Source organism: Amycolatopsis sp. NPDC003731, assembly GCF_053586895.1.
In genome coordinates, this window is the sequence record NZ_JBSFNC010000208.1 from 1 (window position 1) to 13,148 (window position 13,148).

Annotated in this window: 9 protein-coding genes; all 9 read left to right on the forward strand. The window is 70.4% G+C overall.

All coding sequences use genetic code 11. The annotated features are described in order from the left end of the window. Positions 1-314 precede the first annotated feature (314 nt). From ACWDN5_RS43255 to ACWDN5_RS43295, 9 genes are read left to right on the forward strand one after another with little or no spacing between them, the layout of a single operon-like run. On the forward strand, positions 315-1,502 hold the full coding sequence (locus tag ACWDN5_RS43255) for an ROK family protein (protein ID WP_449680359.1): 1,188 nt from the start codon (positions 315-317) through the stop codon (positions 1,500-1,502). Continuing rightward, the gene (locus ACWDN5_RS43260) at positions 1,499-2,995 is read left to right on the forward strand and encodes a sugar ABC transporter ATP-binding protein (RefSeq protein ID WP_449680360.1); all 1,497 of its coding nucleotides are present in this window, start codon (positions 1,499-1,501) and stop codon (positions 2,993-2,995) included. Before ACWDN5_RS43255 ends, ACWDN5_RS43260 begins: the two co-directional genes overlap by 4 nt. Beyond that, positions 2,992-3,990: an ABC transporter permease gene (locus ACWDN5_RS43265; RefSeq protein ID WP_310969747.1), complete on the forward strand. Its 999-nt coding sequence runs from the start codon at positions 2,992-2,994 to the stop codon at positions 3,988-3,990. Before ACWDN5_RS43260 ends, ACWDN5_RS43265 begins: the two co-directional genes overlap by 4 nt. Before the next feature lie 21 nt (positions 3,991-4,011). After that, entirely contained in the window at positions 4,012-5,067 is a 1,056-nt protein-coding gene (locus tag ACWDN5_RS43270; RefSeq protein WP_310969748.1) for a substrate-binding domain-containing protein, read from the forward strand. A 31-nt stretch (positions 5,068-5,098) separates the two neighbouring features. Further along, complete coding sequence (locus ACWDN5_RS43275) at positions 5,099-6,244, forward strand: Gfo/Idh/MocA family protein (RefSeq protein ID WP_310969749.1); 1,146 nt, start codon at positions 5,099-5,101, stop codon at positions 6,242-6,244. Further along, positions 6,241-7,245 (forward strand): sugar phosphate isomerase/epimerase family protein, encoded by a 1,005-nt coding sequence (locus ACWDN5_RS43280; RefSeq protein ID WP_310969750.1) that lies wholly within the window; start codon positions 6,241-6,243, stop codon positions 7,243-7,245. Before ACWDN5_RS43275 ends, ACWDN5_RS43280 begins: the two co-directional genes overlap by 4 nt. Positions 7,246-7,254: 9 nt before the next feature. Beyond that, the gene (locus ACWDN5_RS43285) at positions 7,255-8,109 is read left to right on the forward strand and encodes a sugar phosphate isomerase/epimerase (RefSeq protein WP_310969751.1); all 855 of its coding nucleotides are present in this window, start codon (positions 7,255-7,257) and stop codon (positions 8,107-8,109) included. Between the two features lie 19 nt (positions 8,110-8,128). Further along, complete coding sequence (locus ACWDN5_RS43290) at positions 8,129-9,106, forward strand: multicopper oxidase domain-containing protein (protein WP_449680361.1); 978 nt, start codon at positions 8,129-8,131, stop codon at positions 9,104-9,106. Continuing rightward, complete coding sequence (locus tag ACWDN5_RS43295; protein ID WP_449680362.1) at positions 9,106-13,065, forward strand: ThuA domain-containing protein; 3,960 nt, start codon at positions 9,106-9,108, stop codon at positions 13,063-13,065. Before ACWDN5_RS43290 ends, ACWDN5_RS43295 begins: the two co-directional genes overlap by 1 nt. Positions 13,066-13,148: the final 83 nt, after the last annotated feature.

Genomic DNA, 13,148 nt, shown 5'->3' on the forward strand with positions numbered 1-13,148 from the left:
GCCCAGTCGGGATGCCTCCCCAAGGTCGCGAATGAGTCATTCGCGACCTCCGACGTCCCGAATGAGTCATTCGCGACGCTCGTGGCGGGCCGGGCCTGGGTGACAGAGCGTTGCTGAACGCGTCCAAAGTGTAACGTCAAGATCGGACAGACTTTCGTACGCATCGGGCGAAAGTCTGTCTGGTTTCGCACGTCTATCCGGGTGAAAACCCGACTAAACGCACCCACATCACCTTGACGAGTGATGCCAGTCACCCTACTTTCGCTGCCTGAGCGACAAAGTGCGTTCAGTAGCCAGCGCAAGATGGGGGCACCGTGGCCGTCACCGGAACGAGGCAAGCCGGCTCGGCGAGCCCGCGTACGGCGAACCTGGCCGCGGTCCTGCGGGCGCTGCGCACCGGCCCGCTCTCGCGCACGCAGCTGGCGGCCCGCTGCGGCCTCCCGAAGTCCGCGGTGCCCGGCCTGCTCACCGAACTCGCCGAGCGCGGCCTGGTCCGGCCCGCCGGGGTCCGCCCCGGCAACGGGCGGCCGAGCCGGCTGGTCGAACTGCACGGCGAAGACGCGTACGCGCTGGCGATGGGCATCGAGGCCGACCGGCTCTCGGCGCGGGTCACCGACCTGTCCGGCCGGGTGCTGGCCGAACGCGCCGAGACCGTCGACGTCGCCGCGCTCGGGCTCCAGAGAACCATGGACGAGCTCGGCCGGCTGGCTCACGCGGTCCTGCCGGGGCCACCGGTCGGTGTCGCGATCTCGGTGCCCGGCCTGGTCGACTCGGCCGCCGCCGTGCTGCGGTTCGCGCCCGCGCTGCGTTGGCGGGACGCCGAGATCGCCGGCCTCATGGCGGCCCGGCTGGGTGTCCCCGCCGCCGCCATCGCCGTGGACAACGACGCCAACCTCGGTGCCCTCGCCGAATCGGTCGCGGGCACCGGCAGCGAGGTCTTCTACCTCGGCGGCGGCACGGCCGTCGGCGGCGGGTTCGTCTCCGGCGGCACGATCCTGCGCGGCGCGCGCGGCTTCGCGGGCGAGGTCGGGCACATCGCCGTCGACCCCTCCGGCGAACGCTGCTCCTGCGGCCGGACCGGCTGCCTGGAAACCAAAGCGAGCCTCGCCGCGGTCCTGCGCGCGGCCGCGGCCCCCGGCGACCCGCTGCACGATCCCGCCCCCGGCGTCGAAGGCCGCGTCGCCCGGCTCACCGACCGCATCCGGCTGGGTGACCAGCGGGCGGTGACGGCGGTCCACGAACTCGGCGTCGCGCTCGGCATCGCCCTGTCCACGGTGGTCGACGTGCTCGACCCGGACGTCGTCGTGCTCGGCGGCTACTTCGCGGAACTGGGGGAGTGGCTGGTCGAACCGGTCCGCGTCGAGCTCGCCGCCCGGCCGCTCGGCCAGGCGCGGGTCGTGGCGTCCGGGCTCGGCCTGCAGGCGCCGCTGCGGGGTGCCGCGCACGTGGCGGCCGAGCGGCTGTTCGCGAACCCGACGCTCGCCGAGGAGGCCACGGTATGACCCTGCTGTCCGTCCGCGGGATCGTGAAGACCTTCCCCGGCGTCCGCGCCCTCGACGGCGTCGACCTCGACGTCGAAGCCGGCGAGGTGCACTGCCTGCTCGGCCAGAACGGCGCCGGGAAGTCGACGCTGATCAAGGTCCTCTCCGGCGCGCACCAGCCCGACACCGGCGAGCTCACCTGGCAGGGCGAAGCGGTGACGCTCGGCTCGCCGGTCGACGCCCTGCGCCTGGGCATCGCCACCATGTACCAGGAACTCGATCTCGTGCCCGGGCTTTCGGTGGCGGACAACATCTTCCTCGGCCACGAACGCGCCCGCTTCGGCTTCACGCGCATCTCCCAGGCCCGCGACGAAGCCGCCCGCCTGATGGCCCGGCTCGGCCACCCGGACATCCGGCCGTCGACCGAGGTCGGCAAGCTTTCGGCCGCCGGCCAGCAGCTGGTCTCGATGGCCCGCGCGCTGGCCCACGACGCCCGGCTGCTCGTGATGGACGAACCCACCGCCGCGCTGGCCGGCGAGGAGGTCGACAACCTCTTCCGGATCGTCGGCGAGCTGACCGCCGACGGCGTCGCGGTCGTCTACATCTCCCACCGCCTGGAGGAGCTGCGCCGGATCGGGCACCGGGTCACCGTGCTCAAGGACGGCCGGACCGTCGGCACCGGCCTCGACGCCCGCGCGACGCCGACCGCCGACCTGGTCGCGCTGATGGCCGGCCGCAAGGTCGAGACGGTCTTCGGGCCGCGCCACGACGGGCACGCGAAGCCGGAGACCGCGCTCGCCGTCGAGAACCTCACCCGGCACGGCGAGTTCGAGGACGTGAGCTTCACCGTCCACGCCGGCGAGGTCGTCGGCATCGCCGGCCTGGTCGGCTCCGGGCGCAGCGAGCTGCTGGAAACGATCTTCGGCGCCCGCAAGGCCGACCGCGGAACCGTTTCGGTCCAAGGGAAACGGCTCGGCCCCGGCGTCCGGGCGGCGGTCAGGGCGGGCATCGGCCTGGCGCCCGAGGAGCGCAAGAGCCAGGGCCTGCTGCTCGACCTGCCGGTGGTGCACAACGTGACCCTGGCCAGCCTCGGCCGGTACGCGAAGCTCGGTTTCACCGAGCGCGCCAAGGAACTGGACGACGCCGGCGCCAGCCTGCGCCGCCTCGACCTGCGGCCCGCCGACCCGCGGCGGATCGTCCGCACGCTGTCGGGCGGCAACCAGCAGAAGGCCGTGCTCGCGCGGTGGCTGGTCCGCGGGTGCCGGGTGCTGCTGCTCGACGAGCCGACGCGCGGCGTCGACGTCGGCGCCCGCGCCGAGCTGTACCGGCTGATCGACGAGCTGGCCGCGACCGGCGTGGCGATCGTGCTGGTGTCCAGTGAAATCCCCGAGGTGCTCGGGCTGTCCGACCGGGTGCTGGTGCTGCGCGAGGGCCGGGTCCTCGCCGACCGGCGCTCGGCCGGGCTGACCGAGGCCGAGGTGCTCGACGTGATTCTCGAGGGGAGCGCGGCATGACCGAAACCCAGGCACCGCCCCAGGAAGCGCTGCCCGCCGAGCGGAAGCGGTTCACCTTCTCCGCCGACCCGCGGCTGCTCGGCCTGGCCGGGGTGCTCGTCATCCTGTGCCTGGTCGGCCAGCTCACCCGGCCCGAGCTGTTCTTCACCGAAAGCAACATCTCGACGATCCTGCGGCTGGCCGCGGCGATCGGCGTGGTCAGCGTCGGGATGACGTTCGTGATCATCAGCGGCGGCATCGACCTGTCGGTCGGCTCGATGGTCGGCCTGGCCGGCGTCTGGCTGACCACGCTGGCCACGCAGTCGTACGGGCCGTTCGTGATGGTCCTCTGCGGACTCGCGGTCGGGCTCGGCTGCGGGCTGATCAACGGCGTCCTCGTCGCCTACGGCAAGGTCGTGCCGTTCATCGCCACCCTGGCGATGTACGTCTCGGCCCGCGGGCTCGCCGAGCGGATCAGCGGCCGCCGCACCCAGGTCGTCACCGACCAGGACTTCCTGGCCTTCTTCCGCGGCGGCTTCCTCGGCATCCCGACGCTGATCTGGCTGTTCGCGCTGGTCTTCGCGGTCGGCTGGGTGGTGCTCAACCGCACCACCTTCGGCCGCCGGACGTACGCGGTCGGCGGCAACGCCGAGGCGTCCCGGCTGGCCGGGATCAACGTCAAGCGCCACCTCGCGCTCGTCTACGGCGTGGCGGGGCTGTGCTGCGGGATCGCCGCGCTGATGGTCGTCGCGCGGACGACCGCGGGCGCGTCGACCAACGGCATGTTCTACGAGCTCGACGCGATCGCGGCGGTGGTCATCGGCGGCACGCTCCTGACCGGCGGCCGCGGCTCGCTCATCGGCACCCTCGTCGGCGTGCTGATCTTCACGGTGCTGTCGAACATCTTCACGCTGAACAACCTGGACACCGACATCCAGAACATCGCCAAGGGCGTGATCATCGTGCTCGCCGTGCTCTTGCAGTTCCGGGCCAGGAAAGCCAGGACCGGTCCGTAGAAATCACCGATGGAGGTCAACATGGCCGAACAACCCTTCCTCGGCCGCCGGGGATTCCTGCTGGGCGGGGCCGCCGTCGGCGCCGGCGCGCTGCTGGCCGGCTGCACGTCGAACACGCCCGCGAACTCGGAGTCGAACGCGCCGGTCGCCAACGCGGGCAACAACGCCCAGCCGGGCAAGCCGATCACCATCGGCTTCTCCGCACCGGCCGCCGACCACGGCTGGATCGCCGCGATCACCAAGAACGCCAAGGCCCAGGCGCAGAAGTTCAGCGAGGTGAAGTTCAACGCGACCGAGGGCACCAACGACGTCAACCAGCAGATCTCCCAGGTGGAGACGCTGATCAACGCGAAGGTCGACGTCCTGGTCATCCTGCCCTTCGACGGCAAGGCACTCACCGCCGTCGGCCAGCAGGCGATGGACGCCGGCATCCCGGTGATCAACCTCGACCGCGTCTTCGACACCCCGCTGGCCTATAGAACCTGGATCGGCGGCGACAACTACCGGATGGGCGTCAACGCGGGCAATTACATCGCCGCGGAGCTCAAGAAGAAGAACGTCGCGAACCCGGTCATCGGCGAGGTCGCCGGGATCGACTCGCTGCCGCTGACCCAGGAACGCAGCAAGGGTTTCAAGGACGCGCTGGGGCGCGCCGGGTTCAGTGTCGGCCCGCGCGTGTCGGCGCAGTTCACGTCGGAGTCGGGCGAGCAGCAGACGGCGAACCTGCTGCAGGGCGCGCCCAAGCTGGACGCCCTGTGGAACCACGACGACGACCAGGGCATCGGCGTCAACGCGGCGATCGACACCGCGGGCCGCAAGGAGTTCATCATGGTCGGCGGCGCCGGCTCGAAGAACATGATGAACCTGATCAAGGCCGATTCCTCGCCGATCAAGGCGACCGTGCTCTACAGCCCGTCGATGGCCTCGACCGCGGTCGCGCTGGCGCGGCTGCTCGGGCAGGGCAAGGGGATCGGCGACCTGGCCGAGCACGACATCCCGGCCGAGATCACCACGTACTCGGCGGTCGTGACCAAGGAGAACGTCGACCAGTACCTCGACGTCGGCTTCGACTCCTGACCCGTCTGTCCACAGTACACAAAGGAGGGGTATGAGCCCGGCACGGGAAACGATCGGGATCGGGATGGTGGGCCACGCGTTCATGGGTGCGGTGCATTCGCACGCGTGGCGCAGCGTCCACCGGTTCTTCGATCCGCCGCTGGTGCCGCGACTCGCCGTCCTCGGCGGCCGGGACGAGGCCCGGACCAAGGCCGCCGCGGAGAAGTTCGGCTGGGACGACGTCGAGACCGACTGGCGGAAGCTCGTCGCCCGGGACGACGTCGGCCTGGTCGACGTCTGCACCCCGGGGGACAGCCACGCGGAGATCGCCATCGCCGCGCTGGAGGCCGGGAAGCACGTGCTGTGCGAGAAACCCCTGGCCAACTCGGTCGCCGAAGCCGAGGCGATGGCCGAGGCGGCGCGGCGGGCCCGTGAACGCGGGGTACGGGCCATGGTCGCGTTCAACTACCGCCGGGTGCCCGCACTCGCCCACGCCCGGAACCTGGTCGTGAGCGGGGCACTCGGCGAGATCCGGCACGTGCGGTCGGTGTACCTGCAGGACTGGCTGTCCGATCCGCAGGCCCCGATGACCTGGCGGCTGCGTCGCGAAAGTGCGGGTTCGGGGGCGCTGGGCGACCTGGGGGCGCACATCGTCGACGCCGCCCAGTTCGTCACCGGGGAGGTGATCACCGGCGTCTCGGCGCTGACCAACACCTTCGTCAAGCAGCGGCCGGCCGAGACCGGCGGCACCGACGACGTCACGGTCGACGACACCGCGGTGTTCCTGGCCCGGCTGTCCGGGGGCGCGGTGGCGACCTTCGAGGCGACCCGGTTCGCGCTGGGCCGCAAGAACGCGATGCGGCTGGAGATCAACGGCTCGAAGGCGAGCCTGGCGTTCGACTTCGAGTCGATGAACGAACTCCAGTGGTACGAGGGCACCGGCACCGAAGCCGGGTTCCGGCGCATCCTCGTCACCGAGCCGCAGCACCCGTACGTCGGCGCGTGGTGGCCGCCGGGGCACCTCCTCGGCTACGAGCACACGTTCACCCACGAGGTCGCCGACCTCCTGGACGCCATCGGCGCGGGCACCGACCCCGCGCCGGGCTTCGACGACGGCCTGCGCGTCCAGCGGGTGCTGGACGCTGTCGAGAAAAGCGCGGCCGCGGAAGCGACTTGGACACCGGTGGAGGAGAAATGAGCCGTCCCGTCACGTTGTTCACCGGCCAGTGGGCCGACCTGCCGTTCACCGAGGTCTGCAAGCTCGCCTCGGAATGGGGCTACGACGGGCTGGAGATCGCCTGCTCGGGCGACCACTTCGAGGTCGACCGCGCACTGTCCGAAGAGGACTACGTGCCGGGACGGCTGCGCCTGCTCGCCGAGCACGGCCTCAAGGTGTGGGCGATCTCGAACCACCTCGTCGGGCAGGCCGTCTGCGACGACCCGATCGACCAGCGGCACCAGGCGATCCTGCCGTCCCGCATTTGGGGCGACGGCGAAGCCGAGGGCGTCCGGCAGCGGGCGGCGGCCGAAATGGCCGACACCGCCCGGGCGGCGGCGAAGCTCGGTGTGGACACCGTCATCGGCTTCACCGGCTCCAAGATCTGGAAGTACGTCGCGATGTTCCCGCCGGTCTCGCGCGATGACATCGATGACGGCTACGCGGACTTCGCCCGCCGGTGGAACCCAATCCTCGACGTCTTCGACGAGGTCGGCGTCCGGTTCGCGCACGAGGTCCACCCCTCGGAGATCGCCTACGACTACTGGACGACGAAGCGGGCGCTGGAAGCCGTCGACCACCGGCCGGCGTTCGGGCTGAACTGGGACCCGTCGCACTTCGTCTGGCAGGACCTCGACCCGGTCGGGTTCATCCTCGACTTCGCCGACCGGATCTACCACGTCGACTGCAAGGACACCCGCAAGCGCTTCGACGGCCGCAACGGACGGCTCGGGTCGCACCTGGCCTGGGCGGACGCGCGGCGGGGCTGGGACTTCGTGTCCGTCGGCCACGGCGACGTCCCGTGGGAGGACTGCTTCCGGGCGCTGAACTCGATCGGCTACACCGGCCCGATTTCGGTGGAGTGGGAAGACGCCGGGATGGACCGGCTCCGCGGCGCGGCGGAGGCGGTGAAGTACGTGCGCGCGCACCTGTTCGACAAGCCGTCGGCGGCCTTCGACGCGGCTTTCAGCAACCAGAAATGAGGGAGTTCCATGTGCGGTGACCAGCCAGATCACTACTCCCGACGATCATTCCTGAACGTGGCGACAGCGGCTCTCACGGTGGGTGCGGCGACCATCGCCTTGCCCGGTACCGCGGACGCTTCCCCGGCTCGCCGCCGCGTGCCGCTCGACAAGATCAGCATCCAGCTCTACTCCCTGCGGTCGCTGCTGCAGGACGACCCGGAAGGCACGCTCTCCGCGCTGGCCGACATCGGCTACCGGAAGGTCGAGCTGGCCGGGACCTACGGCCGCAGCGCCGCCGAGTTCCGCGCCATCCTCGACCGCTGCCACCTCAAGGCGTCCTCGACGCACGTCGGCATCGACGGCGACCTGAACCAGACCATCGCCGACGCGAAGATCCTCGGCAACACCCTCGCCAACGTGCCGTACGCGAACTTCGCCACCATCGCCGAGTGGGAGGCCTTCGCGGGCCGCCTGAACACCGCCGCGACGGCGTTCAAGAAGGCCGGGATCGCGCTCGGCTACCACAATCACAACCACGAGTTCGCCCCGATCGGCGGCGTCCGGCCCTACGACGCCCTGACCGCGAAGACCGACAAGCGGACCGTCCACCTCGAGATCGACCTGTTCTGGGCGGTGACCGGCGGCGCCGACCCGGTCCAGCTGTTCCGGCAGCACTACCCGCGCGTGACGCAGTACCACGTCAAGGACCGGACCGCGGACGGGCAGATGACCGACCCCGGCACCGGCGTCATCGACTTCCGGCGCATCTTCGCCGCGTCCTGTCACCACATCCGCGAGTTCATCGTCGAGCACGACCAGCCGACCGATCCGCTCAACACGGCGAAGGTCGGGTTCGAATACCTCCGCACCGTCCGGTTCTGAGAGCCCCGGGGGACTCGACATGCGAGTATCACGTCGGTCGATGCTGGCCGGAACCGCCGCGGGTGTGCTCGTGCCCGCGGTCGGGGCGGCCGATGCGGCCTTCGCCGCGGGGCTGACCCGCCAGATCACCATCTACGCCGAAGCCCTGCCCGGCGGCCTCTACGGCTACGGCCTCGAGCCGGGCAAGGCCACCATCCCGGGGCCGCTGCTGGAGGTCTACGAGGGCGACACCCTCGAGATCGAGCTGGTCAACCGGACCGACAAACGGCTGTCGATCCACCCGCACGGCGTCATCTACGACACCGCGTCGGACGGCGCCCCGCTCAACGCGTCGTTCAACAACCCCGGCGAGACCCGCAAGTACACCTGGCGCACGCGAGCCCGGTACGACGCCGGCGGCGGGTTCTGGATGCCCGGCAGCGCCGGCTACTGGCACTACCACGACCACGCCATGGGCACCGACCACGGCACCGCCGGCCTCGCCCGCGGGCTGTACGGCGGGCTGATCGTCCGCAAGCGCGGCGACCTGCTGCCCAGCAAGCAGTACACGGTCGTGTTCAACGAAATGCTGATCAACCACGCGATGGCGCCCGACACGCCGATGTTCGAGGCTCGCCTCGGCGAACGCGTCGAGTGGGTCTGCATCGGGTACGGCAGCCTGCCGCACACGTTCCACCTGCACGGGCACCGCTGGGCCGATACCCGGACCGGGATGCTCAGCAGCGCCGCTGACAACGTTGCCATCGTCGACAACAAGAACCTCGACCCGGGCAGCTCGTTCGGGTTCCAGGTGATCGCCGGCGAAGGTTCCGGGCCCGGGGCGTGGATGTACCACTGCCACGTCCAGACCCATTCCGACGGCGGCATGGTGGGGCTCTTCCTGGTCCGCAACCCCGACGGCAGCCTGCCCGACGGCGCGCAGGACGCGATCGACCGGTTCAAGGAGCACGGCCACACCGGGCACGGCCTGAGCCCGGACGCCGGGACGCACTCGTGATGAGGAGGGGAGTCATGAAACGACGATGGTTCGGCAGGCGCGGCGCGGTCGTGCTCGCCATCGGCTCGGTCCTCGCGGCCGGGGCACCGCTGCTGGCGATGCCCGTGGCCGCGGCGGCCCCCGCGGCGAACGTGCCGGTGAACGTGCTGGTCTTCCACGGCGCCGCGGCCGGTCAGAAGGACCCGGTGCTCCGCGCGGCGGACGCGCTCGCGCGGCTGGGCGGGGACAACGGCATCACGGTGACGGCGTCGCAGGATCCCGCCGTCTTCAGCACCGCCAACCTGGCCCGCTACCGCGGTGTCGTGTTCCTGTCCGCGCAGGGCGTCACGCTCAGCCGGGACCAGGAAGGCGCGCTGCAGGCGTACATGAAGGCGGGTGGCGGCTTCCTCGGCATTTCCGACGCTGCCCGCGCGCAGGACTCGTCGCAGTGGTTCACCGGCCTGATCGGGGCGCGCCCGGTCGGGGCGCGGCTCACCCCCGAAGCGGTCGCGTCGGTGACGGCGAGCGGGGAGAACCCGCCCAACGAAACCAAGGAGAAACTGGCCGACAACAACGAGAACACGAAGTGGCTGACGTTCGCGACGACCGGCTGGGCCGCCTACAAGATGGCCACCCCGGTCGCGATCAGCAGCTACTCGCTGACCTCGGCGAACGACTTCCCGGGCCGGAACCCGAAGAACTGGACGCTGCAGGGTTCCGCGGACGGCAGCACCTGGACCGACCTGGACACGCGGGCGAACGAGACGTTCACCGAGCCGTTCCAGACCCGGACGTTCACCTTCGCCAACACCACGGTCTACCCGAACTACCGGCTGAACATCACCGCGAACGCCGGTGAGCCCATCATCCAGCTGGCGGACCTCAAGCTGTTCAAGGACACCTCGACCACCCCGCCGCCGCCGGAGCCGGCACCGCAGCAGGCCGTCGTCGACGTCCTCGACGCGAAGCACCCGGCCACCGCCGGGCTGCCGCAGAACTGGACGCGCACCGACCGCTGGCTCAACTGGGAAACCAACCCGGTCGGCACCGTCCACACCGTCGCGCAGGTCGAGGAGAAGGGCTACCAGCCGGGCGTCGGCGCGAACGGCCCGTTCCACCCGATCTCCTGGTGCCGCGACTACGACGGCGGCCGCTCCTTCTACACCGGCATGGGCCGCACCGAGGGCTCCTACGGCGAAGGGCAGTTCCGCGACCACCTGCTCGGCGCCCTGCGCTGGACCACCGGCATGGTCCGCGGCGACTGCCAGGCCGGGATCGCGGCGAACTACAAGGTGGAGAAGCTGACCGGCAAGAACGCGGCCGGGCAGCTCGACCAGATCGGCGAGCCGCACGGGCTGACCATCGCCCCGGACGGCAAGGTGTTCTACATCGGCAAGGCGGCCTGCCCGACCGGGCCGGTGGTCAGCTGGGACGACCCGAACGTCGGCCTCGGCTGCGGCACGATCCACCAGTGGGACCCGGCCACCAAGAAGGTCAAGCTGCTCACGACGTTGCGGGTGATGGGCAACCGCGGCAGCGGCGACGAGCTGGTCAAGAACGAAGAAGGCCTGCTCGGGATGGTGCTGGACCCGAAGTTCACCGAGAACGGCTGGTTCTACGCCTACTGGATGCCGCACGAGTCGATCGACCGCGACAAGCGGATCGGCAAGCGCACGATCTCGCGGTTCACCTACGACGCGGCCGCGCAGACGATCGACCAGGCCACCCGCAAGGACCTGCTGTCCTGGGACGTCCAGATCCACAGCTGCTGCCACGCCGGCGGCGGCATGGCCTTCGACAAGGACGGCAACCTCTACGTCGGGTCCGGGGACAACAACTCCTCGGGCGGGTCGAACGGGTACTCGGGCAACAACTGGACCCTCGACTACAAGGGCCTGTCGTTCCAGGACGCGCGCCGCACGGCGGGCAACACGAACGACTTCGGCGGCAAGATCCTGCGGATCCACCCGGAGCCGAACGGAACCTACACGATCCCGCAGGGGAATCTGTTCCCGAACGGCCCGGCCGACAAGACGCGCCCGGAGATCTACGTGATGGGCGTCCGCAACATCTCGCGGCTGCAGATCGACCCGGTGCACAACTGGCTGACCGCGGGCTGGGTCGGCCCGGACGCGCCGTCGCCGAGCCCCGAGCTCGGGCCGGCGAAGTACGAGACGGCCACGATCATCACCGAGGCGGGCAACCACGGCTGGCCGTACTGCATGGGCAACCGGCAGCCCTACCGCGACCGCAGCAGCACCAACGCCGCGGAGCTCACCGGCTGGTACGACTGCGACCACCCGGTGAACACCTCGCCGCGCAACACCGGCCTGGTGACGCTGCCGCCGATCAAGGACAACATGATCTGGTACTCGCCGGACGGCGGCGGCCCGGTGTTCCCGAAGCGGCCGGGTTCGTCGATCCCGACCTACAACGCGGCGGACGCCACCTACACTCAGCCGTACCTGCGGGGCGGCGGCCAGGCCGTCATGTCCGGGCCGACCTACCACCGCTCGCTGGTCAACACCGGCAGCGGCGTCGCGTGGCCGGAGTACTGGGACAACAAGTGGTTCATCGCCGACGAGGCCAACTCGCAGAACCGCGTCGCGGTGGCGGTCGACCCGGCGGGCGTGCCGACGCACCAGCCGCCGGTGTTCGCCGAGACGTTCCGGCAGATCATCCCGGGCGGCTCGGGCGACACCCGGGTGCAGAGCTGGATGGACGCCAAGTTCGGGCCGGACGGCGCGCTGTACGTGCTCGACTACGGCAACGGCTTCTTCTCCCTGGACGCCAACCAGAAGCTGCTGAAGATCAGCTACACCGGCGGCGCGCCGACGCCCGCTCCCGCGGCGTCGTCGACCATGGTGCAGAACAAGGCGCTGACGGCGGCGTTCACCGGGTCGAAGTCCGGTGGCGTGTCCTACCGGTGGGAGTTCGGCGACGGCTCGGTGTCCACCCAGGCCGACCCGCGGCACACCTACCCGCGGACCGGGATCTTCACCGCCAAGCTCACCGTGACCTACGCGGACGGCGAGACGGTGACGACCCGGGCGTCGGTGAACGTCGGCTGCGCGGTGGCCGATCCGAGTCCGGTGGTGACCTTGGGCGACACCGTCACGAAGGTGGTCAACCGCAACGCGGGCGGCGGCTGCACGGTGGACGACTTCCTCGACGACGAAGGCACGTGGAGCACGCACGCGGCGTTCGTCAACCACGTCGAGCAGGCCACCGAGACGCTGTCGGACCTCGGGGTGCTGAACGACGCCGAGGTGGCGGAGCTGAACGCGGCCGCCGAGGCGTCACCCATCGGGAAACCGGGGACCACCGGCTACGAGGCGCTCTTCGACGGCACAGCCGCGTCGCTGCGGGCCTGGGAACAGGCACCTTCGGGACAGTTCACGCTGCAACCCGACGGGTCCATCCGGGCCGGCGGCGGGCTGGGCATGCTCTGGTACGCCCAGCGGCAGTTCGGCGACTTCTCGGTGAAGGTGCAGTTCAAGGACATCGCGCCGGACGGCTTCCGGGCCAACAGCGGCGTGTTCGTCCGGTTCCCGGATCCGCGGACCCCGCTGGCCCAGCGGCCGCCGGGCAGCTGCGGCACGGTCGGGTCGGCGCGGGACTCGCAGGCGTGGGTCGCGATCTACTGCGGCCACGAGATCCAGATCTACGACGGCGACACCGGTGAACCGCAGAAGACCGGGTCGGTCTACAACTTCGACCCGCGCCCGCTCGACCAGGCGGGGGCGCGGCCGAAGGGGACGTGGAACGAGTACGAGATCAAGGTCGTCGGGCAGCACTACACGATGACCCGCAACGGCGTGGTGATCAACGAGTTCGACAACACGCCGGGCCAGCAGTCGTCGCGGGCGGGTGACCCGCCGACCGACCTGCGGCAGTTCGTGAGCGGGTTCATCGGGCTGCAGAACCACAGCGACAACGACCTGATCGAGTTCCGCAACATCCGGGTGCGGCAGCTGTAGGTCTGCCGCGGCCGTCGTGAGTGGTAAGGCGGGTTCCAACCCGCCTTACCTGAGCATCGGCACGCCGAGCATGGAGTGCAGAC

Bases quoted from the DNA above. Each gene is read 5' to 3' on its own strand.
- ACWDN5_RS43260 (WP_449680360.1), top strand. From the start codon at position 1,499: ATGACCCTGCTGTCCGTCCGCGGGATCGTGAAGACCTTCCCCGGCGTC.
- ACWDN5_RS43265 (WP_310969747.1), top strand. From the start codon at position 2,992: ATGACCGAAACCCAGGCACCGCCCCAGGAAGCGCTGCCCGCCGAGCGG.
- ACWDN5_RS43270 (WP_310969748.1), top strand. From the start codon at position 4,012: ATGGCCGAACAACCCTTCCTCGGCCGCCGGGGATTCCTGCTGGGCGGG.
- ACWDN5_RS43275 (WP_310969749.1), top strand. From the start codon at position 5,099: ATGAGCCCGGCACGGGAAACGATCGGGATCGGGATGGTGGGCCACGCG.
- ACWDN5_RS43280 (WP_310969750.1), top strand. From the start codon at position 6,241: ATGAGCCGTCCCGTCACGTTGTTCACCGGCCAGTGGGCCGACCTGCCG.
- ACWDN5_RS43285 (WP_310969751.1), top strand. From the start codon at position 7,255: ATGTGCGGTGACCAGCCAGATCACTACTCCCGACGATCATTCCTGAAC.
- ACWDN5_RS43290 (WP_449680361.1), top strand. From the start codon at position 8,129: ATGCGAGTATCACGTCGGTCGATGCTGGCCGGAACCGCCGCGGGTGTG.
- ACWDN5_RS43295 (WP_449680362.1), top strand. From the start codon at position 9,106: ATGAGGAGGGGAGTCATGAAACGACGATGGTTCGGCAGGCGCGGCGCG.